Annotated in this window: 18 protein-coding genes and 1 pseudogene; 9 read left to right on the top strand and 10 right to left on the bottom strand. The window is 71.0% G+C overall.

Annotated features, from left to right (window positions below):
* Nucleotides 1–32 precede the first annotated feature (32 nt).
* The 3 genes from ACFZDK_RS31145 (at nt 33) to ACFZDK_RS31135 (ending at nt 3,988) form a co-directional block, all read left to right on the top strand.
* On the top strand, nt 33–1,370 hold the full coding sequence (locus ACFZDK_RS31145) for an NtaA/DmoA family FMN-dependent monooxygenase (protein ID WP_390977246.1): 1,338 nt from the start codon (nt 33–35) through the stop codon (nt 1,368–1,370).
* 11 nt (nt 1,371–1,381) lie between these two features.
* Nucleotides 1,382–2,275: a TauD/TfdA family dioxygenase gene (locus tag ACFZDK_RS31140; RefSeq protein ID WP_390977245.1), complete on the top strand. Its 894-nt coding sequence runs from the start codon at nt 1,382–1,384 to the stop codon at nt 2,273–2,275.
* A gap of 426 nt (nt 2,276–2,701) precedes the next feature.
* Nucleotides 2,702–3,988 carry an RNA-guided endonuclease TnpB family protein gene (locus tag ACFZDK_RS31135; RefSeq protein WP_390977244.1) on the top strand — a complete coding sequence of 429 codons (1,287 nt, stop codon included), beginning with the start codon at nt 2,702–2,704 and terminating at the stop codon, nt 3,986–3,988.
* Between the two features lie 20 nt (nt 3,989–4,008).
* Here ACFZDK_RS31135 and ACFZDK_RS31130 read toward each other — a convergent pair.
* Nucleotides 4,009–4,083: pseudogene (locus tag ACFZDK_RS31130) on the bottom strand (SAM-dependent methyltransferase); the annotation flags it as partial.
* Nucleotides 4,084–4,221: 138 nt separating this feature from the next.
* Between ACFZDK_RS31130 and ACFZDK_RS31125 the strand changes: the two are divergent.
* Complete coding sequence (locus ACFZDK_RS31125) at nt 4,222–4,440, top strand: hypothetical protein (RefSeq protein ID WP_390977243.1); 219 nt, start codon at nt 4,222–4,224, stop codon at nt 4,438–4,440.
* Here the strand turns inward: ACFZDK_RS31125 and ACFZDK_RS31120 are convergent.
* On the bottom strand, nt 4,433–5,098 hold the full coding sequence (locus ACFZDK_RS31120) for a DsbA family protein (RefSeq protein WP_390977242.1): 666 nt from the start codon (nt 5,096–5,098) through the stop codon (nt 4,433–4,435). The genes ACFZDK_RS31125 and ACFZDK_RS31120 overlap by 8 nt on opposite strands.
* Before the next feature lie 150 nt (nt 5,099–5,248).
* On the opposite strand from ACFZDK_RS31120, the gene pepN reads away from it, so the two are divergent.
* Nucleotides 5,249–7,828 (top strand): aminopeptidase N, encoded by a 2,580-nt coding sequence (gene pepN, locus ACFZDK_RS31115; protein ID WP_390977241.1) that lies wholly within the window; start codon nt 5,249–5,251, stop codon nt 7,826–7,828.
* A gap of 207 nt (nt 7,829–8,035) precedes the next feature.
* Nucleotides 8,036–9,073 carry a hypothetical protein gene (locus ACFZDK_RS31110; RefSeq protein WP_390977240.1) on the top strand — a complete coding sequence of 346 codons (1,038 nt, stop codon included), beginning with the start codon at nt 8,036–8,038 and terminating at the stop codon, nt 9,071–9,073.
* Nucleotides 9,074–9,146: 73 nt separating this feature from the next.
* Here the strand turns inward: ACFZDK_RS31110 and ACFZDK_RS31105 are convergent, their stop codons facing one another.
* On the bottom strand, nt 9,147–9,656 hold the full coding sequence (locus tag ACFZDK_RS31105) for a DUF664 domain-containing protein (protein WP_390977239.1): 510 nt from the start codon (nt 9,654–9,656) through the stop codon (nt 9,147–9,149).
* 79 nt (nt 9,657–9,735) lie between these two features.
* Between ACFZDK_RS31105 and ACFZDK_RS31100 the strand changes: the two genes are divergently transcribed.
* Nucleotides 9,736–10,272, top strand: a complete 537-nt coding sequence (locus tag ACFZDK_RS31100) for a GNAT family N-acetyltransferase (RefSeq protein WP_390977238.1) — start codon at nt 9,736–9,738, stop codon at nt 10,270–10,272.
* A gap of 39 nt (nt 10,273–10,311) precedes the next feature.
* Here ACFZDK_RS31100 and ACFZDK_RS31095 read toward each other — a convergent pair whose 3' ends face one another.
* From ACFZDK_RS31095 to ACFZDK_RS31085, 3 genes are all read right to left on the bottom strand, one after another.
* Nucleotides 10,312–11,514 carry a glycosyltransferase gene (locus tag ACFZDK_RS31095; RefSeq protein ID WP_390977317.1) on the bottom strand — a complete coding sequence of 401 codons (1,203 nt, stop codon included), beginning with the start codon at nt 11,512–11,514 and terminating at the stop codon, nt 10,312–10,314.
* A 311-nt stretch (nt 11,515–11,825) separates the two neighbouring features.
* Nucleotides 11,826–12,971, bottom strand: coding sequence for a DUF6596 domain-containing protein (locus tag ACFZDK_RS31090; RefSeq protein ID WP_390977237.1), 1,146 nt, complete (start codon nt 12,969–12,971; stop codon nt 11,826–11,828).
* Entirely contained in the window at nt 12,964–13,386 is a 423-nt protein-coding gene (locus ACFZDK_RS31085) for a YciI family protein (RefSeq protein WP_355711863.1), read from the bottom strand. Before ACFZDK_RS31085 ends, ACFZDK_RS31090 begins: the two co-directional genes overlap by 8 nt.
* 201 nt (nt 13,387–13,587) lie before the next feature.
* Here ACFZDK_RS31085 and ACFZDK_RS31080 point away from each other — a divergent pair, with 201 nt between their 5' ends.
* Nucleotides 13,588–14,877 (top strand): RNA-guided endonuclease TnpB family protein, encoded by a 1,290-nt coding sequence (locus ACFZDK_RS31080; RefSeq protein WP_390977236.1) that lies wholly within the window; start codon nt 13,588–13,590, stop codon nt 14,875–14,877.
* Here the strand turns inward: ACFZDK_RS31080 and ACFZDK_RS31075 are convergent.
* Nucleotides 14,860–16,653 carry a TIGR03767 family metallophosphoesterase gene (locus ACFZDK_RS31075; RefSeq protein ID WP_390977235.1) on the bottom strand — a complete coding sequence of 598 codons (1,794 nt, stop codon included), beginning with the start codon at nt 16,651–16,653 and terminating at the stop codon, nt 14,860–14,862. The genes ACFZDK_RS31080 and ACFZDK_RS31075 overlap by 18 nt on opposite strands.
* A gap of 255 nt (nt 16,654–16,908) precedes the next feature.
* On the bottom strand, nt 16,909–17,373 hold the full coding sequence (locus ACFZDK_RS31070; RefSeq protein WP_359227062.1) for an NUDIX hydrolase: 465 nt from the start codon (nt 17,371–17,373) through the stop codon (nt 16,909–16,911).
* Between the two features lie 198 nt (nt 17,374–17,571).
* Here ACFZDK_RS31070 and ACFZDK_RS31065 point away from each other — a divergent pair, with 198 nt between their 5' ends.
* Complete coding sequence (locus tag ACFZDK_RS31065; protein ID WP_390977234.1) at nt 17,572–20,892, top strand: S8 family serine peptidase; 3,321 nt, start codon at nt 17,572–17,574, stop codon at nt 20,890–20,892.
* Nucleotides 20,893–20,961: 69 nt separating this feature from the next.
* Here the strand turns inward: ACFZDK_RS31065 and ACFZDK_RS31060 are convergent, their stop codons facing one another.
* Together ACFZDK_RS31060 and ACFZDK_RS31055 are read right to left on the bottom strand one after the other, a co-directional pair.
* Nucleotides 20,962–21,762, bottom strand: coding sequence for a hypothetical protein (locus ACFZDK_RS31060; RefSeq protein WP_390977233.1), 801 nt, complete (start codon nt 21,760–21,762; stop codon nt 20,962–20,964).
* Nucleotides 21,763–21,764: 2 nt separating this feature from the next.
* The gene (locus ACFZDK_RS31055; protein ID WP_390977232.1) at nt 21,765–22,292 is read right to left on the bottom strand and encodes a sigma-70 family RNA polymerase sigma factor; all 528 of its coding nucleotides are present in this window, start codon (nt 22,290–22,292) and stop codon (nt 21,765–21,767) included.
* Nucleotides 22,293–22,343 lie beyond the last annotated feature (51 nt).

Genomic DNA, 22,343 nt, shown 5'->3' with positions numbered 1-22,343 from the left:
CCCCGCTTCGGCCTGAACAGCTAAGGACCCCCATGACCCGCCAGCTCCACCTCAACGCCTTCCTCATGAACACCGGTCACCACGAAGCGTCCTGGCGCCTCCCGGAGAGCGACCCGTACGCGCATGTCGATCTCGCGCACTACGTGCGGCTGGCCAAGGCCGCCGAGCGGGGCACCTTCGACTCGCTCTTCCTGGCGGACGGCCCGCATCTGTGGGGCAGTGTCGCGCAGCGGCCCGCCGGTGCTCTGGAACCGCTGACGCTGCTCACCGCGCTGGCGACGGCCACCGAGCACATCGGGCTGATCGCCACCGCCTCCACCTCCTACAACTCCCCCTACAACCTGGCCCGCAAGTTCGCCTCCCTGGACATCATCAGCGGCGGCCGGGCGGGCTGGAACATCGTCACCACGGCGGGCGCGGAGGCGGCCCGCAACTTCGGGATCGAGGAGGAGCCCGCGCACGCCGAGCGGTACGCGCGGGCCGCCGAGTTCCTCGACGTGGCACTGAAGCTCTGGGACAGCTGGGAGGACGACGCGATCCTCGCCGACAAGGCCTCCGGGGCCTGGGGCGACGACGCGAAGATCCACCCGCCCCGGCACCAGGGGACGTACTTCCGTGTCGAGGGCGCCCTCAACGTGCCCCGCTCCCCGCAGGGTTACCCACTGCTGGTGCAGGCGGGGTCCAGCGAGGACGGCAAGGCGTTCGCGGCGCGGTACGCGGAGGCGGTGTTCACCGCGCAGCAGACCATCGAGGAGGCGCGGGACTTCTACGCCGACCTCAAGGCGCGGACCGCCGCGGCCGGCCGGGACCCCGACCACCTCAAGGTGCTGCCCGGCATCGTGCCGGTGATCGGCTCGACGGAGGCCGAGGCGCGGGCGCACGAACAGCTCCTGGAGGACCACATCGTGCACCGGCACGGCGTGGCCAACCTGGAGCGGCTCCTCCAGCTGCCCGCCGGAACCCTGGAGCTGGACGGCCCGCTCCCCGCCGACCTGCCCTCCGAGGACGCCGTCGAGGGGGCGAAGAGCCGCTACACGCTGGTCGTCGGGCTCGCCCGCCGCGACCAGCTCACCGTGCGGCAGCTGATCGGGCGGCTCGGCGGCGGCCGTGGCCATCTGACCTTCGCCGGAACGCCGGAGCAGGTCGCCGACGCGATCGAGACCTGGTTCACCCAGGGCGCCGCCGACGGCTTCAACATCATGCCGCCCGTGCTGCCGTCCGGTCTGGAGACCTTCGTCGACCACGTCGTCCCGATCCTGCGCGCCCGCGGCCTGCTGCGCGAGGAGTACGGCCCGCGCCGGACCCTGCGGGAGCGCTACGGCCTCCCCCGCCCCGCCAACCAGTACACCGCCAGCCCTGTGTTCGCCTGAAAGGAACCGCCATGTCCCTCCAGATCACCAAGATCACCGCGAACATCGGCGCCCGGGTCTCCGGCGTCGACATCTCCCGCCCCCTCGACCAGGAGACGGCCGTCGCCGTCCGCGAGGCCCTCAACGCGCACAAGGCGCTCGTCTTCGACGACGTGAACCTCGACGACGACACCCACCAGGCGTTCGTCCGCACCTTCGGCGAGGTCACCACCGCCCACCCGACGGTCTCCTCGATCGACGGCGTGCCGAACGTCCTCCCGGTCGACAGCGAGCGCGGCCGGGCCGCCAACCACTGGCACACGGACGTGACCTTCGTCCTCAACCCGCCGCAGGCCACCACCCTGCGCTCGATCACGATCCCGCCGTACGGCGGCGAGACCCTGATCGCCAGCTCGGCCGCCGCCTACCGCCAGCTGCCCGAGCCGCTGCGGGCCCTGGCCGACACCCTGTGGGCGGAGCACACGAACGACTACGACTACGCCGTCCCCGACGAGGAGATCGACGAGCAGCAGGCCGCCCAGCGCGCCCAGTTCACGTCGATCACGTACCGCACGGTCCACCCGGTGGTCCGCGTCCACCCGCTGACCGGGGAACGCGGGCTGTACATCGGCGGGTTCGCGCAGCGCATCGTCGGCCTGTCGCCGTCCGAGTCGCGCCGGATCCTCGACCTCCTGCAGGCGTACGTCACCCGCCCGGAGAACATCCTGCGCCACCGCTGGTCGGAGAACCAGCTGGTGGTCTTCGACAACCGGATCACCCAGCACTACGCCATCGACAACTACGACGGCCGGCCCCGCCGGCTGCACCGGGTGACCCTCGCCGGTGACGTCCCGGTCGGCATCGAGGGCAAGGAGAGCTACTCGATCGAGGGCGACGCCTCGCACTACACTCCCGTGGCCGCGTAGTCACTCCGCGCACCGGACGCGTCCGGATAGTGGGCGGCTTCCCCCTCTGATCGGAGAGGCCGCCCACACTGTGGGCGTTTTTGCCCATCTCACGCATTGGACGAGCCGCGCCGCGCAGCACCACCCTGGCCTCCTTGGTCCGTCCTGTCTTCCGCGCGGGGTGCCCGGTCCTTCATGGCCGGGTGAATGCGCGCTCCCCCGGAGCGCGCAAAGATGGACGAGTCACCGGCAGGGCGATTCATCGTCGCTATCCGCGGATCTGAGGGCGAAATCAAGCTGTTGGTGGTGACTGCGAGTCGAGGGCCCTGTGGTCGGGAGTTGCCCTGGAAGGCAGGGTGTCTCGGTCACTCTCCCGGGTGATGCTGATCGATTGCGTACGCGAGCGAGGAACGTCGTCGCTAGGTTCGCGGCATGTCATGATTCCGGATGTACCCGACGCCCACGCAGGCGGAGCAGATGCTTCTGCACTGCGCGCACGCCCGGTACGTGTGGAATCTGGCTGTCGAGCAGCACGCGCACTGGAAGCCGGGCCGCAGGTCCGCGCCCGGTTTTGCGGAGCAATGCCGCCAGCTCACCGCAGCCCGACAGGAGAACGAGTGGCTGGCCGCCGGCAACGCGGACGTGCAGCAGCAGGCCCTGAAGGATTTCGCCAAGGCCCAGAACGCCCGCTTCGCCTCCGACTTTGGCGAGCCTACCTGGCGCAGGAAGTACCAGCACGAAGGCTTTCGCGTCATTGGCACCGACCGCGTACCTGAGTACGAACCGGACGGCAGCCCGAAGCTGAACCAGAAGACCGGTAAGCAGGTCATGGGCCGCTCGGTGGTCGTGCAGAAACTCAACCGCCGGTGGGCGCAGGTCAAGGTGCCCGGCTGCGGCTGGGTCCGCTTCCGCCTCAGCGCCAAGGGCAAGGGCGCACGGCTTCCCGCTGCGAAGACGTTCCGGGTCACCTACCGCAACGGTCAGTGGCACATGGCATTCGCCGTCATCCCCGAGCCGACTTCCGCGCCCGGCACGGGCAAGGCCGTCGGCATTGATCGGGGCGTGACCATCACGGCGGCCCTGTCGGACGGGCGCAAGCTGAACTGCCCGCAGCTCACGGTCAAGGAACAGGCGCAGATCCGCAAGCACCAGCGCCGCGCAGCCCGGGCCCCGAAGGGCAGCGCTCTCAAGGCCGCCGCGTACGCGAAGGCCGCTAGACTCAAAGCTCGCGAGGCGAACCGGCGCAAGGACTGGTGCGAGAAGACAAGCACCATGCTCGCCCGCACATACGACGTGATCCGGTTCGAGAAGCTGAACATCAAGAACATGACCCGTTCGGCGAAGGGAACCGTCGAGCAGCCAGGCAGGAATGTCCGGCAGAAGGCAGGGCTGAACCGGGCCATCCTCGCTCCGGGCTGGGGCCTGCTGAGGCAGCGCACGGAGCAGAAGGCTCCGGGCCGGGTCGAGGATGTCCCGGCACCCTTTACGTCGTTGCGGTGCTCCGCCTGTGGCTGGATCGAGAAGAAGTCGCGCAAGAGCCAAGCCGACTTCGTCTGCGTGTCCTGCGGGTTCACCTGCAATGCCGATGAGAACGCAAGTATCAACGTCGCGGCAGGACAGGGCGGGATCCCCCGCCCCCGGCGCACAGCCGGTGCCGGAGGGGTGACAACGGCCACCAGCCGTTCGAGCACCCGTGAACCTCAACCCACCCGGGTTGGAATCCCCCTCTTTTAAGAGGGAGAGGATGTCAAGAGGTAGTTGTCCTTGCCGCCGAGCCAGTAGTTCCAGATGCGCGCCGAATGCGGCACCGAGGTGTCGATCTCCGTCATGTGCCCATGGTGCTACGGGAGATGGGGCCGCGTCCGGAATCCGCCCCGGCGGGACGGATTCCGGGCTCACGCGGGGAAGGGCGGCGCACCTATGCTCCCGGTTCCGACCTTTTCGCCGGACCGCTCCGGGAGGCTGGTGTGTCCACCCTGCACTGTCCCAACTGCCCCCGAGGAAAGCTGCACCCCTTCCGCAGGGTCAGCGAGGAGGAGGAGAAGTACATCGCGTCGGTCTACGAGAAGAAGGGCGCGCACGGCTTCTGGCGGTGCGAGGGGAAGACCGCACAGGGGCAGTGCCTCTGGGTCCAGCCCTACTTCAACCGGTCGGACGGCTTCTCCCTCCCCGCCTCCTTCAGCTGAGGTTGCTGAAGTCGGGGCCCTTGGTGCGGGTCCGCTTGATCTCGTAGAAGCCGGGGACGGAGGCGACCGCGAGGGTGCCGTCCCACAGGCGGGCGGCCTCCTCGCCCTTCGGGGCGGGGGTGACGACCGGGCCGAAGAAGGCGATCTGCTCGCCGTCGGAGCCGGGGACCGCGATGACCGGGGTGCCGACGTCCTGGCCGACCTTGTCGATGCCCTCCTTGTGGGAGGCGCGCAGCTCGGCGTCGAACTCGAAGTCCTCCTGGTCGGCGTAGTCGATCAGGTCGGCGGGCAGGCCGACGTCCGCGAGGGCGCCCGCGATGGCCTCCAGGGTCGGGCCCTCGCCGTTGTTGTGGATGCGGGTGCCGAGCGCGGTGTACAGCGGGCCGAGGATGTCGGAGCCGTGCTTCTGCCAGGCCGCGGTGACCACCCGGATCGGCTTCCACGCCTTGGTCTCCAGCAGCTCCCGGTACTCCTCGGGGAGCTCGTCCAGCTTGGGCTCGTTGAGCACGGCGAGGCTCATGATGTGCCAGCGCACCTCGATGTCGCGGACCTTCTCCACCTCCAGGACCCACCGGGAGGTCATCCAGGCCCAGGGGCACAGCGGGTCGAACCAGAAGTCGACGGGGGTCTTGCCGGAGCCGGTCACGGTCTCGGACATGGTTCTCCTCGGAATAAGGCCGTTTTCCAGCGGCAACACCGGCACCCGCCACCCCATTCCCGGCTGCCCGGCGTCAGGGGCGCATGGGAGGATCGGTGCTGTTCCGGCGTACCGACAACGATGCGTATCGACGACGAGGGAGTGCCGCCCGTGCCCGGTGAGAATCTGTCCCGCGACGAGGCCCGGGAGCGGGCCGCCCTGCTGTCCGTCGACGGGTACGACGTGGCGCTGGACGTACGGTCCGCCGTCGGCGAGAGCCGGGCCGAGCCGCGCACCTTCCGTTCGGTCACCACGATCCGCTTCCGCTGCAACGAGCCGGGCGCGTCCAGCTTCGCCGACCTGATCGCACCGAGCGTGACCGCGGTGACACTGAACGGGAAGGATCTCGACCCGGGCGAGGTCTTCGACGGCACCCGGATCGCCCTGGAGGACCTGGCCGCGGAGAACGAGCTGGTGGTGGACGCGCAGTGCGCCTACTCCCGCACCGGTGAGGGCCTGCACCGCTTCGTCGACCCCGAGGACGGCGAGGTCTACCTCTACACGCAGTACGAGCCGGCCGACTCCCGCCGGGTCTTCGCGGGCTTCGAGCAGCCGGACCTCAAGGCGCCGTTCCGCTTCGAGGTGCGGGCGCCCGAGGAGTGGACGGCGTGGAGCAACGGCGCCGGTGAACTCGCCGACGGTGTCTGGCGGTTCGCGGAGACCAAGCCCATCTCGACGTACATCACCTGTGTGGTGGCCGGTCCGTACCACTACGTGACGGACTCCTACAGCCGCTCCCTGCCGGACGGCTCGACGCTGGAGATCCCGCTCGGCGCGATGTGCCGCAAGGGCCTGGCCCCCTACTTCGACGCCGACGACGTCTTCCTGGTCACCAAGCAGGGCCTGGACTTCTTCCACGAGCACTTCGACTACCCGTACCCGTTCGGGAAGTACGACCAGGCGTTCGTGCCCGAGTACAACCTCGGCGCGATGGAGAACCCGGGTCTGGTGACCTTCCGCGAGGAGTACATCTTCCGGGGCCGGGTGACGCAGGCGTCGTACGAGGCCCGCGCCAACGTGATCCTGCACGAGATGGCGCACATGTGGTTCGGCGACCTGGTCACCATGGTGTGGTGGGACGACCTGTGGCTGAAGGAGTCCTTCGCGGACTTCATGGGCACCTTCGCCAATGTCGGCGCGACCCGCTTCGACGGCGCCTGGATCACCTTCGCCAACCGCCGCAAGGCCTGGGCCTACCGCGCCGACCAGCTGCCCTCCACGCACCCCATCACCGCCGACATCCGCGACCTGCAGGACGCCAAGCTCAACTTCGACGGCATCACGTACGCGAAGGGGGCCAGCGTTTTGAAGCAACTCGTGGCGTACGTCGGCCAGGACGCGTTCCTGGAGGGCGCCCGCCGCTACTTCAAGCGCAACGCGTACGGCAACACCCGGCTCGATGACCTGCTGTCGGTCCTTCAGGAGACCAGCGGCCGGGACATGAGCGCGTGGGCGCATCAGTGGCTGCAGACGGCGGGGGTCAACTCGCTGACCCCGCAGGTGCTGCTCGACGGCGAGGGCCGGGTGGCCGAGCTGGCGGTGCTGCAGGAAGCCGCCGAGGCGCACCCGGAGCTGCGTCCGCACCGGGTCGCGATCGGCCTCTACCGCCGTACGGCCGAGGGCGCGCTGGAGCGCTACGCGCGCGTGGAGACGGACGTCGACGGCCCGCGCACGGTGATCGGGGAGCTGGCCGGCGCCGAGGCCCCCGAGCTGGTCCTGGTCAACGACGACGACCTCACCTACTGCAAGATCCGCTTCGACGACACGTCACTGGCGACCCTCCGGGACCACCTGGGTGCCCTGACCGACCCGCTGGCCCGCGCCCTGTGCTGGTCGGCGCTGTGGAACCTGACCCGGGACGCGCTGCTGCCGGCCCGGGACTTCGTCGACCTGGTGCTGCGGTTCGCGGGCCGCGAGTCGGACATCGGCGTGCTGCAGATGCTGCAGGCGTGGGCGGGCTCGGCGCTGACCCACTATGTGGCGCCCCGGTGGCGGGACGCGGCCGGGCGGCTGCTCGCCGAGGGCGCCCTGCGCGAGCTGCGGCAGGCGGAGCCGGGCAGCGAGCACCAGCTCGCCTGGGCGCGGTTCTTCGCGTCGACGGCGACGGGCGAGGACGACTTCGGGCTGCTGCGGGAGCTGCTGGCCGGCACCGCGTCGATCGACGGCCTCGACGTCGACCAGGAGCTGCGCTGGGCGTTCCTCGAACCCCTCGCCGCGCACGGCGCGGCCGACGAGTCCGACCTGGCGGCCGAACTGGCCCGGGACGACACGGCGTCCGGCAAGCGGCACCAGGTGCGCTGCCTGGCCGCCCGCCCGTCGGCGGCCGTGAAGGCGCAGGCGTGGGCGCAGGTCGTGGAGTCGCAGGCGCTGTCCAACGCGCTGGTGGAGGCGACCATCGCGGGCTTCGCCCAGCCGACGCAGCGGGACCTGCTTGCGCCGTACGCGGAGAAGTACTTCGAGGTGATCGCGCGTATCTGGGCGGACCGCTCGATCCAGATCGGCATGGACGTGGTGCGCGGTCTGTACCCCTCGCTGCAGGACCGTCCGCAGACGCTGGAGGCGACGGACGCCTGGCTGTCGGCGCACGCCGACGCGCCGCCGGCGCTGCGCCGGCTGGTCCTGGAGGCCCGCGACGACCTGGCCCGCGCGCTGCGCGGACAGGAGTGCGACGCACGGGCGGTCACCGGCTGACCTTTGGCCATAGCTCGCCCGCCGGGTGACCGTTACGCAATTCATTCCATCACGCCCGTAACCCCTGGCCCCCACCCATCCGGACCAGGGGTTTCCGGCCCCTCCTCGGCATCCGAACACCTGCCCTTTAGCCCCGGCTTGTCCGTATTCATCGACGAACGCGTAACACCGGTTAAGGACCCGGCCGGCCCCGGGAATCCCGAGGCCATGACCCACAACACCCCGCTCTCCCCCCGCCCCCTCCGTCATCTCCCGGAGGCCCGCCGCCGGGTGCTGACCACGGCCCAGCTCCGCTCCCACGGCGTCGCGGCCACCGAGATCGCCGAGCAGTGCCGCCCGGGCGGCCCCTGGCAGCAACTGCTCCCGGGCGTGGTCATGCTCCACCCCGGCCCGCCGACCAGTGAGGAACGCCTGCACGGGGCCCTGCTGTTCGCGGCGCGGGAGCCGGCCCCGGGCGTCCCCTCCCAGCCGAGCCCCGACTCCCCGCACCGCGCGGTCTACCCGGACGCGATGATCACGGGCCTGGCGGCCCTCACCCTGCACGGCTTCTCCTCCACGCCGCCGCTGCTCTCCCTGGACCACGTGGACGTGCTGGTCCCCCGGCTGCGCCGGCTGCGCTCCACCTCGTACGTCCGGGTGCTGCGCACGGCCGCCCTGCCGACCCCCGAGCCGGTGACGGGCCTCCCGGTGGCGCCGGTCCCGCGCGCCCTCGCGGACGCGGTGGCGGACCTGACGGACGCGGAGGCGGTACGGCGGCTGCTGACCGAGGCGGTACGCGGCCACCACTGCGAACCGGCGGCGGTGGTCCGGGAGTTGAACCAGGCGAAGCTGCTGTCCCGGCCCCATGTGGTGGACGCGGTGGACTCGCTGGTCGCCGAGGGCCGGGCCATCGCGGAGGACCGCCTCTACCGCATGGTCCGCGAGTACGGCCTGCCCGACCCGGTCTGGAACGTGGACCTGCGGCTGCCGGGCGGCCCGCACCTGGGCGGCCTGGACGCCTACTGGCCCGAGCAGGCGGTCGCCGTCGAACTGGACACCCGCGCACCGCGCCACGACGAGGACGCGATGTGGTCCGAGTACGCGCGCAAGCGCGAGCACCTGGAGCGCCTCGGCATCACGGTCGTCCACCTCACCCCGAGGAAGCTCCGGGACGCGATGGAGCAGCAGGCGGCGGTGGTCCGTACGGCGCTGATGGCGGCCGACGACCGCGATCCGGCCGCCCATGTCGTGGTGCTGCCCCGCTGACCAGGGGCCGGGCACCAGAAGGGCCGGAAGGGGCCGTCGGTTCGGAGGGGGACCGACGGCCCCTTTCCCGTGCTCACACCCCGGTGCGGCCGTCCGCCAGCTCCCGCAGGATGTCGAGGTGGCCGTTGTGCCGGGCCGTCTCCTCGATCAGGTGGAGGAGGATCCAGCGCAGGTCGGGGCGGAGGCCGTCGCGGAGCGCGGTCGCGGCCTTCGCGTCGAGCGGGTGGGCGGCGGCCAGTTCCCGGTACCGGGCGCTCTGTTCCTCGTACTCCCCCAGCAGTCGCTCCAGCGGGAGGTCGACGGCGATCCGCATCTCGCGGTCGGGGTCCTTGTCGGTCCAGGGGCCCTGGTCCTCCTCGCCGAGGAAGACGACCTGGAACCAGTAGTACTCCACCCAGCGCAGGTGGTTGATCAGCCCGGAGAGGGTCATCAGCGGGGAGCCCGGCAGCGGGGCCCGGCGCGCGTCCTCGGCCGAGACCTCCTCGCACTTGGCCCTGGCGGTGGCCCGCACGTAGTCGAGGAAGGTGGTCAGCTGGGTGCGCTCGTCCCAGGCGGGGGGCGTGTCGGTCCGTGTCTGTGTCATCGCGCGGAACGATCCGCGAGACCGCGCTCCGCCGTCAAACCATTAAGCCCCGCGCCGCCCTGCGACTACTGTGACGGCGATGAGCGACGACGCCTCCGTGATACTCCGCCCCGCCCGCGAGGACGACCTCCCCCTGCTGGAGCGGTTCCTCGACGACCCCGAAGCGACCGGCCCCTTCCAGTGGTTCGGCTGGCGGGACCTCGGCCGGTTCCGGCGCCGCTGGGCGGAGAACGGCATGCTGGGCCCGGACGGCGGCCTGTTGATCGTCGACGGGGGCACCGGGTCCGACGGCCCGTACGGCTTCGTGTCCTGGCGCAGGCTGGACTCGGCCCCCACGTCGTACTGCTGGAGCATGGGTATCGCTCTGGCACCGGAGGCCCGCGGCCGGGGCGTCGGCACCCGCGCCCAGATCCTGCTGGTCCGCTACCTGTTCGCGCACACCCCCGTGCAACGCATCCAGGCGGAGACCGAGTCGGAGAACTTCGGCGAGCAACGCGCCCTGGAGAAGGCCGGGTTCACCCGCGAGGGCGTGATGCGCCGTGTCGTGTTCCGGGACGGGCGATGGCGCGACGGCGTCCTCTACAGCGTCGTACGGGAGGACCCGCTGCCCGCCTGACCGCCCCGGGTGAGGGGGACGGTCAGGCGGTACCGCGTGCTACTGGCCGCTGACACCCGGACGGAGTTCGTCGCGCACGTCGCCGACGACCCGGTCGAGCAGGTCGGCGTAGGCGGCGATCATCCGGGTGCGGCTGAACCGCTCGCGGCTCGCGAGCAGCGCCGGCGCGAAGGCGTCCCGCTCGGCCACGGCGGCCGACCAGGCGAAGGCGATCGCGTCCGGGTCGAAGGGCGTCACCAGGCCGTGCCCCTCGACGATCGAGGCGCTGTCGCCGACGTCCGTGGTGACCGGGACGGCCCCGCACATCATGCCCTCGATCAGGCAGAGCGGCGCCGCCTCGCCGGAGGCGGAGGTGAGGGCGACGACGTCGGAGCCGGCGTACACGGACTCCATGTCGTGCCGGACGCCGAGCAGGTGGACCCGGTCGCCCACGGCGGCCCGGTCCGCGCCGAAGGCGACCTCGATGTCGGCCCAGAGGGCGGGGTTGTCCTCGGTCATGCCGGCCCCGCACATGACCACGTGCCCGCCGCCCTCGCGGGCCAGCCACGCCCGGGCCGCGCGCAGGAAGAGCGGCACGTTCTTCATGCCGGCGTACCGGGCGGCGAAGACCACGACCGGCGCGGTGGCCGGGATGGAGAGGGACTCGCGGAACGCGAGCCGGACCGCCGCGTCCGGCCGGAAGCGGAGCAGGTCGACCCCGTTCGGGATCACGTGCAGCAGCTCACCGGGGATCCCGGCGGCCTCGTACGCGTCCCGGGTGGACTCGGCGCAGCACACGCAGGCCACGACGGTGCCGTCCGCGATGGCGGCCTTGAGTTCGTCCAGGGCCTGCCCCTGGTTCTCCGGGTCCGAGCGGTGCAGGCACACCACCACGGGCCGGCGCGGCAGGCCGCCCTGGTTGAGCAGGGCCAGCGGCTGTTCCTTCAGCGACAGGATGACGTCCGCGCCGGCCATCGCCCGTGCCGTATCGGCCAGCTCGGGTCCGCTGAAAACCGACGCCGCGACGGTGCCGTCCACCAGGCCCGCGCTGCGGCCGAGCGAGGTGACCTCGATGCCGCCGGCCGTGAGGGATCGGTAACACGCGTCGTCCTCCATGCGCTGAGTGGTGGCTTCTCGGTGGACCTCACCGTGCAGACTCAGCACCCGATGCCACTGCTGTCCGCCCTCTACCAGGCCCAGCAGCACATCACTGTGCACGATCCGGGCTCCCCCGGAGAAAAAACCCTCGTAGACCGAGAGCACACGAAGTCCGAGCCGAGCGCCCACACGATCACCAGCCTTGCACCATATCGAGCCATCCCCGGGAACCGCGGGTTAGCCGATATGAGGCGGTACGGACGTTTCATCGGAATGAACGGCGTGTCTCGTGCCGGAGTCCGATTCATTTACACGGCGAGCGTCCGACGACCCACGGTCAACATCATCGGGACATCGCCGCCGCCACCCTTCTGACCTGCGGTTTAACGGCCGTCTCCGAGGTGTCGGCGGACGCCGGGCCGACCGGGCCGAGGGCAAAAAAATCGGCAAGCGGAATCCCGGAACGTACGACGGTGTCAGCCGTTCCGGTGAGCGTTGAGCCGGGCGGCCCTGCGGGTCAGATGGTCGCGTTCGGCGAGGGTGGTCGCCCGGTGGGCCGCCTCGGCGTACAGCCGTGCCGCCGTCTCCGGGTCGCCGTCGCGTTCGTGCAGATAGGCCGCCACCGCGGTGTGGCGGGGCAGTGCCGCGTCGAGTCCGGCGAGGGCGGCCAGACCGGCCCGGGGGCCGTCGGCCTCGCCGACGGCGACCGCGCGGTTGAGCAGGACGACGGGGCTGTCGGTCAGCTTGGCGAGCTCGTCGTACCACTCGACGATCTGCACCCAGTCGGTCTCCTCGACGGTGGGCGCGTCGGCGTGCAGGGCGGCAATGGCGGCCTGTGCCTGGAACTCGCCGAGCCGGTCGCGGGCTAGGGCCGTCTGGAGGATCCCGACGCCCTCGGCGATCAGGCGGGTGTCCCAGCGGCCGCGGTCCTGTTCGGCGAGCGGCACCAGGCTGCCGTCGGGCGCGGTACGGGCGGCGCGCCGGGCGTGGTGGAGCAGCATCAGGGCGAGCAGCCCGGCCACCTCGGGGTGGTCGATCGAGGCCGCGAGCTGCCGGGTGAGCCGGATCGCCTCGGCGGCGAGGTCGACATCGCCGGAGTAGCCCTCGTTGAAGACCAGGTAGAGGACGCGCAGCACGGTGGCGACGTCCCCGGGCCGGTCGAACCGCACCCCGGAGACGGTGCGCTTGGCGCGGCTGATGCGCTGGGCCATGGTCGCCTCGGGCACCAGGTAGGCCCGGGCGATCTGGCGGGTGGTGAGGCCGCCGACGGCGCGCAGGGTGAGCGCGACGGCGGAGGAGGGGGTGAGGGAGGGGTGGGCGCAGAGGAAGTAGAGCTGCAGGGTGTCGTCCGTGGCGGGCGCGGGGCCAGGAGGGGGCTCCTCGTCGGCGCGGTCCTCACGCCGGCGCCGGGCCGTGTCCGCCCGGGTCGCGTCGAGGAACTTGCGCCAGGCCACGGTGACCAGCCAGCCCTTCGGATCGCGCGGCGGGCCGGCCGGCCGGCCGCGGAGCGCCTCGACGAGCGCCTCCTGCACGGCGTCCTCGGCCGCCGCGAAGTCGGCTCCGCGGCGGACGAGGACGGTGAGCACGCTGGGCGTGAGGCTCCTGAGCAGGGCCTCATCCATGGGCGAGGCACTCCGGGACGGTGGGCGGCGCGGCCAGGAAGGGACGTACCTCCAGCCACTCGTGGATCGGCCTGCCGCCCGCCCCGGGGGCCGCGGACAGTTCCCCGGCCAGTTCGACGGCGCGCTCGTGACTGTCGACGTCGATGATCATCCAGCCGGCGATGAGGTCCTTGGTCTCGGCGAACGGGCCGTCGGTGACCGGCGGGCGCCCCTCGCCGTCGTACCGGACCCACTGCCCCTCCGGGGCCAGCGCCTGGCCGTCGACGAACTCGCCGGACTTCTCCAGCCGGGCAGCGAAGTCGTTCATGTACTGGATGTGCGCCGAGATCTCCTCCGGCGTCCACCGGTCCATGGGGATGTCGTTGACCGGGGCCGGGGCGCCGCGGTAGTGCTTCAGCAGCAGGTACTTGGCCATGGTGTTCTCCTCGGTGCTGGTGCGACCCATTGTGGTCGCCTGCACCCCGGGGACGGAGCCGGCCGCGGGTTCTCGACATCGCCGCCGAAGATTTTTGGGCCCTCGTCACCGAGCCTCTCCCGCAGAGCTCCGTTCGCCCGGTCGAGTGATCATCTGCGAACACGCGGTGGCCGGTCGCACACATGCGTACGTTCAGTGATCGTGAAGCTGGTGGTGCAGGTGAAACTGCTGCCGACGCCTGTTCAGGCGGCGGCGCTGGAGGCAACCCTGCACGCCTGCAATGAGGCGGCCACCTGGGCCAGTCGTGTGGCGTTCGAGAAGGGCGTGCAGCGAAATTTCGCGCTGCGCGAGCACACGTATGGTCAGATCAAGGCTCGGTGGGGTCTGGGTGCGCAGGCCGCCCAGCACGTGATCAAGAAGACGTGCGACGCGTATGCGGTGCTGCGGGCGAACCCGAGGGCTGGCAATTCAGGAAAGCCGGGCTCGAAGCGGTACCGGAAGACCGCCGGGAAGCCGGTCGTTTTCCGGCCACACAGCGCTCAGCCCTACGACGACCGGATGCTGTCCTGGCAGACCGATCAGTGCCGGATCTCGATCTGGACAACGGCCGGGCGGCAGAAGGACGTGGAGTTCACCGCTTCCCCGGAGCAACTGGACGCGCTGGCCCGGTACCGCAAGGGCGAATCTGACCTGGTGCGCCGGGACGGAATGTGGTTCCTGAACGCCACCTGCGAGGTGCCGGAAGCGCCTTTGAACGACGATCCGGTGGATTTCCTCGGCATCGACCTGGGGATCGTGAACATCGCCACCACGTCTGACGGTGAGATCACGGCCGGGCGGGAAATCAACCGTATCCGGGTGCGGGAGCGAACGCTGCGGACCAAGCTGCAGAGGAAGAACACCCCCTCCGCCAAGCGCCGCCTGAAGAAGCGGAGGCGCAAGGAAGCGCGGAGGGCGCGGGACATCAATCACAAGATCGCGAAGCATGTGGTGGCCGAGGCAATGGGGGTACCTCCCACGCCCTTGAGGCAGTGGGGGAGCACCGGTCGTGGGATCGCCCTGGAAGACCTGACGGGCATCCGCGAGCGGGTACGGCTTCGAAAGTCCCAACGGGCCGCCCACTCCAGCTGGTCCTTCGCTCAGCTGGGGCAGTTCATCGAGTACAAGGCCCGCAAGGCGGGAGTGCCGGTGGTGTACGTCGATCCGGCGTACACCTCCCGCACCTGCGCCGAGTGTGGGCACATCGACAGGGCGAACCGGGTCTCGCAGGCTTGGTTCGCGTGCCGGAACTGCGGATTCGTTGATCACGCGGACCGGAACAGCTCCCGCAACATCCGCGCCAGAGCGTGGGAGTTGTGGCGAAGCGGGGCCGAGTCAACGGCCCCTGCCCCACCACCGGAGCACATGCGCCGTGGCGGAGCTGGACGCAAACGCGGTGTCACAGCCAGTGACGCCCGTTGCGCAAACCCAAGCTTACTGCTGGGTGGTTGACCCCTTCTTCAGCACCAGCTCGGTGTTCCGGTCCACCGTGTCGCCGCCGAGGACCTTGCTGGAACCCGGGGCGTTGAAGGCCAGTTCGCGGTAGAGGGCGGCGAGGCCGGTCTGGGAGAGGTCGGAGAAGTCGGTGCGGTGCGGGGCCGCCGACTCGATCAGGGTGGTGAACAGGGAGATCGTGCCGTCCTTGTTGTCGGCGAGTTCGACGACGCGGGCCAGCTGCGGGTAGTCGACGTGGGACGCCGTGGTGATCTCCCAGAAGGAGTTGCCGTTCGAGGCCTTGTGCGGGGTGATGAGGTTGCGGTGGATGTGGCCGTTCACCCAGGCCAGCACGTTGGCGTGGCGGTTGAGGAGGGTGACCAGCTCGGCGCCCGTGTGGCGGCGGTCGCTCGGGTGGGCCGGGTCGGGGCGGGTGTTGGTCATCGTCTGGCTGGTGTGGTGGCTGAAGACGACCGCGTAGGAGTCCTTGTTCTCGTTCAGGGTCTTCTCCAGCCAGGCCAGCTGGGTGGAGCCGATCGATCCGTCGTAGTGGCCGCCCGCGTCCGTCGTGTCGAGGCTGATGCCGATGACGTCGTCGGAGATACGGAAGACGTAGTACTGGGTCTTCGCGGCGAGGTTCGCCGAGGAGTAGCCGTGGCCGACCGGGCCGAGGCCCTGGTGGGCCGGGTCCAGGTGGGCCTTCAGGTAGTCCGTCACCGTGTACGGGGCGCGCTTCTCGTCCGCCGTGACCGACCGCATGGAACGGGCGTGGGCCTTGAGGAAGTCGCGGTAGCCGGCGCCCCCCGGGTCCTGGGCCGTGCGGATGGAGTCCTGGAGCTTCTTCGCCTCGGCGTCGGTCACCGTCATCAGCTTCTTGCCGCCGACCGCGGCCGCGGCCAGGTAGGGGTCGGCGTGCGAGCCGAAGCAGCCGAGCGGCAGGGAGTCGTGGTTGCCGACGGTGGAGTACCAGGGCAGGTTGAGGCCGGGGCTCCGCACCTCGCGGATGGCGGCGGCCAGGTAGCCCGCGAGGTGCGGGAAGCCCAGCGCCTTGTCGCCGTCGCGGACGGTGGAGGAGGCCTGCCAGTACAGCTTCAGCCCGCTGTTCTGCACGCCCTCGTAGTGCTTGGCGTCCCCGGAGTTGGGGGTCATCCGGCCGCCGCTCATCACCTTCATGAACCACTCCAGCTCGGAGTGGGCGTTGTTGTCGGTGTTGTCGCCGGTCGTCATCACGAAGTGCAGCGGGGAGCCGGTGACCGGGGCGCCGCGCAGCGCGTTGACCCGCTCGACGAGCGAGATCGCGCCGGGCACGGTGAGCGCCTCGTGCGGGCGCCAGGCGTGCGGGTCGTGGGCGCGCAGGAACTCCAGACGCAGCGGGTGCTGGACGTCCATCAGGTGCAGGTCGGTGAACTGCACGAACGCGGCGAGTGCCGTACGGCGGCTCGCCCGGCCGGACTTGGCGGCGGCCACATCGGAGCGCAGCACGCGCTTCCAGCCGGCGCCGTCGCCGAGCCGGCGGTACCCGGAGCTGTTCCGGGGCGCGGCGACGGAGGCGAGCGTGGTGCCCTTGGTGTACGGCGCGAGGGGTGCCGCGGCGGCCTGGCGGCCCTCGGCGACCGGCTGCTGCTCCTCGGTCACGGCGGGGGCCGCCTGGCTGTCGGTGGGGCGCAGGGCGTAGCCGACGCCCGCGGAGAGCGAGACGGCTCCGGCGGCGGCGAGCACGGTACGGCGGTTGATCTCCAGTGCCTCCCGGCCCTTCTGGGCGGCGGAAGTGGCGACAGAGCGTATGCGCGACATGGCGCGATCTCCCCGAGTACGAACGCGTCCGGCAGTGGTCGCGGGCGATCGCTTCCGCGAACTTCCCGCTCACTTTGGATCGTTGGCACCGGGGATGACCTGCGCGTGAACGCGGCGGCAACGCGCAGCGCCGATCACCGTACGTGGATCAGGTGTGACGGGGACCGGCCATGGAGCGGATTGCGGGCGTCCGGGGCCCGGTCACTCCGTGTTCATCTGCCGGGGTAGGGGGGTCTCCGGCGCTTACGACGGCGCTTACGACGGCTCCTCCGCGAACCGCCCCGCGGCCGGCCGCTCCCGCCACAGCCGCAGGGCCGTGTCGATCAGCCCGACGCGCCTCAGGGCCGGTACGGCGTCCAGGTCCTGCCAGGCGGCCAGGTCGGTGGAGCCGTTCACCTCGTTGCGCAGCTCTCCCCCGACGACCTCGCCGCTGTAGACGATCCGCACGCTGTGGTGGTCGGTGACGCGGGTCAGCAGGTTCTCGCGCGCGAAGCGGTGCCGGCGGGAGTCGATGCCGAGCAGGCCGGTCACCTCGATGCGGTAGCCGGTCTCCTCCATGAGCTCGCGGCGGACGGTGTCGTAGGGGTCCTCGCCGTGTTCCATGCCGCCGCCGGGCAGGACCCACTCGGGAGTGCCGTCGGCGGCGGGCGACCGGGCCAGCAGGATCTGTCCGTCACGGACGCACACGGCGTAGGCCGCCACCCTCAGCTTCTCGCGCACATGCGCACGGTAGGGCGCGAACCCCGCGACGGCCACCGGGTTTTCCGCGGTCGGACCGGGGGTTTTCCCCATACGTTCATATCGATTCGGTCAACGTTCCCAAAAGATCGTTCCCTTGGGGAAAGCTGTGCGCCTAGCCGCCGGACATGCACATGCCCGGTCGTTCCACGCTCGTTCCTTTACCTACAAGGGATGCAGATGACCCTCAGCCCCCAGCACGACCCGATACCGGGCCACAGACGCCTGGGCCGGATGGCCGTCGCCGTCGGTGTCGTCGCCGCGCTCTCCGCCGCCGGACCGATACCCCTGGCCGCCGCCGCGATCCCGTCCTCCGCCGCCGCCACCGCCGACCCCGGCACCAAGTCGGCCCACGACAAGCTCGGTTCGGACGACGCCGAACTGCTCGCCGAGGCCAAGTCCGCGGGCGCCAAGAATGTCACGATGATGATCGCGACCGCGCCGGGGCAGACCGAGCAGGTCGCCGAGGAGCTGGACGCGGTCAAGGGCGGCTCGGTGGGCCGTACGTACGACAAGCTCGGCTACGTCCGGGCGACCGTCCCCACCGGCCGGGCGGACTCGGCGATCGCCGCCGCCGCGAAGCTGTCCTCGGTGCACGCGATCGACCTGCGCCAGGAGATCCCGCTCGACGACCCGACGGTGAGCGGGACCGGCGCCAAGGCCACCAAAACCACTGCCACCTACTCGGGGCCGAGCAAGAACACCCCCGCCGAGAACCCGTACAACCCCTCCTTCGAGACGGGCGCCGTCGACTTCGTCAAGGAGCACCCGAAGGCGGACGGCCGGGGCATCACCATCGGCATCCTGGACTCCGGCGTGGACCTCGGCCACCCGGCGCTGCAGAAGACCACCACGGGCGAGCGGAAGATCGTCGACTGGGTGACGTCGACCGACCCGATCGTCGACAGCGACCAGACCTGGCGGCCGATGGTCACGGCCGTGTCCGGTCCGAGCTTCACCTACGGGGGCAAGAGCTGGACGGCGCCCGCCGGGTCGTACCAGATCAGTACCTTCAAGGAGTCGTACACCGCGGGCGGCGACGCGGCCGGTGACGCCAACCGCGACGGCGACACCACCGACAGCTGGGGCGTGCTCTACGACCCGGCGGCCGGCACCGTCACGGTCGACCTGAACAACAACAACGACTTCTCCGACGACACGCCGATGAAGCCGTACAAGGACGGCTACCAGGTCGGCTACTTCGGCACCGACAACCCGGCGACCGACGTCGTCGAGCGGCAGCCGTTCGTCGTGCAGATCCGCAAGGACGTCCCGATGGACCCGTACGGCGGGGACTGGGTCGGCAAGAAGGCCGACTTCGTCAACATCGGCGTCATCGAGTCCGAGCACGGCACCCACGTCGCCGGCATCACCGCCGCCAACGGCCTGTTCGGCGGCAAGATGAACGGCGCGGCACCGGGCGCGAAGATCGTCTCCTCGCGCGCCTGCACCTGGACCGGCGGCTGCACCAACGTCGCCCTCACCGAGGGCATGATCGACCTGGTCGCCAACCGGGGCGTGGACATCGTGAACATGTCGATCGGCGGCCTCCCGGCGCTGAACGACGGCAACAACGCCCGTGCGGAGCTGTACACGCGGCTCATCGACACCTACGGCGTGCAGCTGGTCATCTCGGCCGGCAACTCCGGCCCCGGCGCCAACACCATCGGCGACCCCGGTCTCGCCGACAAGGTCATCTCGGTCGGCGCGGCCATCTCCAAGGAGACCTGGGCCGCCAACTACGGCTCCCAGGTGACGAAGAAGTACCAGCTGCTGCCCTTCTCCTCGCGCGGCCCGCGTGAGGACGGCGGCTTCACGCCGACGCTGGTCGCCCCCGGCGCCGCGATCAACAGCACCCAGACCTGGCTGCCGGGCTCCCCGGTCGCCGAGGCGGGCTACTCGCTGCCGGCCGGCTACTCGATGCTCCAGGGCACCTCGATGGCCTCCCCGCAGGCGGCGGGCGCCTCCGCACTGCTGCTGTCGGCCGCCAAGCAGAAGGGCATCGCCCTCTCCCCCGCCGGCCTGCGCACGGCCCTGACCTCGACCGCCCACCACATCAAGGGTGTTCAGGCCTACGAGGAGGGCGCGGGCCGGATCGACATCGTCGACGCCTGGGACGCCATCCGCGACCACGCCACCGCGCACGACGCTGTGCTTTCCGACTACGTGGTCAAGGCGCCGGTCGACACCGCGATCGACTACGCGCTGAAGACCCCGGGCTTCGGCACCGGCCTCTACGACCGCGAAGGCGGCCTGAAGGCCGGGCAGAAGAAGACGTACGACGTCACGGTCACCCGCACCTCCGGCTCGGACAAGGCGCTCTGGCACGAGCTGTCCTTCGAGAACAACGCCGAGGGAACCTTCAGGATCCTCGGTCCGGACGAGGTGAAGCTGCCGCTGAACCAGCCGGTGACGGTCAAGGTGCAGGCGCAGCCGCGGAGCGCGGGCATCAAGTCGGCGATCCTGGAGGTCGACGACCCGCGCACCGAGGGCGTCGACAAGCAGATCCTGACCACGGTCGTGGTCTCCACCCCGGTCGACTACACGTACACGAAGTCGAGTTCGGTGCAGCGCAACAGCTCCACCTCGTACTTCGTGACCGTGCCCGAGGGCGCCACCTCGCTGGAGGTCGCGATGAGCGGGCTGGCCGACAAGAGCCAGACGCGGTTCATCGCCATCCACCCGTACGGCGTTCCGGTCGACAACACCGGCACCCCGTACTGCTACAACAACTACCTGAATGGCAACGGCTGCACGCCCGACGTGCGGTCGTACGCCGACCCGCAGGCCGGCGTCTGGGAGATCGAGGTCGAGGCGCGCCGCACCTCGCCGCTGCTCGACAACCCCTACAAGCTGGGCGTCACCGTGCTCGGCGCGGCCTTCGACCCGGAGACCGTGACCGTGCCCGAGGCCAAGGTCGGCACCCCGGTCACCGCGTCCTGGAAGGTGACCAACAAGTTCGCCGCCCTCGACGGCAAGCTGGTCGGCGGTCCGCTCGGCTCCTCCAAGACGGCCCGCCCCGCCATCAAGGAGGGCGAGACCCAGACCACCACGGTGACCGTGCCCGAGGGCGCCACCTCGCTGGACGTGGCCATCGGGAACGTCTCCGACACGGCGGCCGACCTCGACCTGACCGTGTACGACGCGTCCGGCAAGCAGGTCGCGCAGTCCGCCGACGGCGACTCGGAGGAGGCGGTCTCCATCGCCTCGCCGGCCGCCGGGACCTACACGATCGAGGTCGTCGGCTACTCGGTGCCGTCCGGCTCCACCGACTACGACTACCGGGACGTGTTCTTCTCCGCCGCGCTGGGCAGCGTCACGGTCGACGGCTCGACGCCGGTCCAGCTCGGCACGGGTGCCTCCACCACGGTGACCGGGCAGGTCACGGCGGCCGCGGCGGCCCCCGAGGGACGTGAGTTCTTCGGACAGGTCCAGCTGGTCAACGCGCGCGGCACGGTCGCGGGCATCGGCAGCGTGAAGATCGAGAAGGTCACGCCGTAAGGCACAGCGATACCGGGGAGGGGCGGGCGTCCTGTGGGGCGCCCGCCCCTTCGCCGTCTCTTCCAGCTGTTACTCCTGGCAGGTCAGGGTGCGTGACTCGGGCAGGTCGCGGACGATCCGGGCCCGCTGCGGCGCGATCTCCCGCTCGCCGACCGCGTACCGGTCGGGCACCTGCTGCCCGGCCCGGACGGCGACCAGGACGAGGGCACCCTGCCGGATCCGGCTGTCCGCGTCGGCCTCGAACAGGACGTCGACCTCCTCGGCGGTCTTCGCCGGTTTGTAGGCGCGGGTCACCTTCAGGGTGACGCGTTCCCGGCCGCTGTGCGGGACCTCGTGGACCCCGGTCACCGTGCCCTCGACGACGAGCCGGGCGCAGGCCAGGAAGCGGGCGCCGTCGAGGGACTCCTTGGCGCCGCCCGCCGTGCTGCCGGCGGCGCTGTCGGCGCTGCTGCCCGCGCTCTTGCTGTCCGCGCCGTTCGACACGAGCCAGCCGAGGCCGAACACCGCCGAGGCGAACGCGGCGGCGAGAGCGCCGGCGAAGCCGAGCCCGCGGACACCGGGGTGCTGCCAGGGCCTGCGGCGCCCGGCCGGGCGGACCCGGGGCCGGGGCGCGGACTGCGGCCGGGGGCGGGGTTCGGCGAGGATGTCCGCGATGATCCCGAGCTGTTCGCGCAGGAGCGCCACGTCGGCGGCGGCCGCCCGGTGCTCGGCCATGAAGGCGGCATCGGCGCGCTGCCCGTCGGTGAGCGGCTCCTCCGCGAGAACGGCGAACAGGGCGTCGAAGTCGTCGTCCCGGCCGTCGTACTCGTCGTGTGCGTCGTGTGCGTCGTGTGCGTCGTGTGCGTCGTGTGCGTCGTGTTCGGCGGTCATGCTCACACCACCTCGTCCTCGTGCAGGCGGGCGCGCAGGGCCCGTACCGCCGTGTGCAGCCGGCTCTTGACGGTGCCCTCGGGGATGCCGAGTTCCTCGGCTATCCCGCGCACCGGCAGGTCGGCGTAGAAGCGCAGGACGAGGATCCGGCGCTGGGCGTCCGGCAGTTCGTCCAGGCCGCGGGCGACGGCGACGGAGAGCAGACGGCTGTCCTCGCCGGAGGCGGGGTCGGGCGGGCGCAGGGAGGCCAGCCGTTCGCCGAGGCGTTCCTGGCGGCGCTTGGCGCGGTGCCAGTCCATGGCGAGGTGGGAGGCGACGACCGCCGCCCACGCCGAGACGTCCCGCGGCGCCTCCTGGCCGCTCGCGGCCCGCTCCAGCAACCGCAGACGTACCTGCTGTACCCCGTCCAGCAGGTCCGCCTGCGGTACACCGCCCAGCGCGAGCACCGCCCTGACCCGGCGCTCCTGGTCCGCGTCCAGAGGATCCCCGTGCTCGTCCCCCTGGGCGCGGCGGGCCTTTCTGCGCAGCACAACCCACCCCCCTCACCGCGTTTCTCCTACGACGCCGCGGGCCCCGGAAAC

Origin of the sequence: Streptomyces sp. NPDC007901 (assembly GCF_042959465.1) — a bacterium.
Taxonomy (GTDB): Bacteria; Actinomycetota; Actinomycetes; order Streptomycetales; family Streptomycetaceae; genus Streptomyces.
The sequence above is the reverse complement of the archived record's forward strand: the minus strand, read 5'-3'. Positions and strand labels throughout refer to the sequence as shown.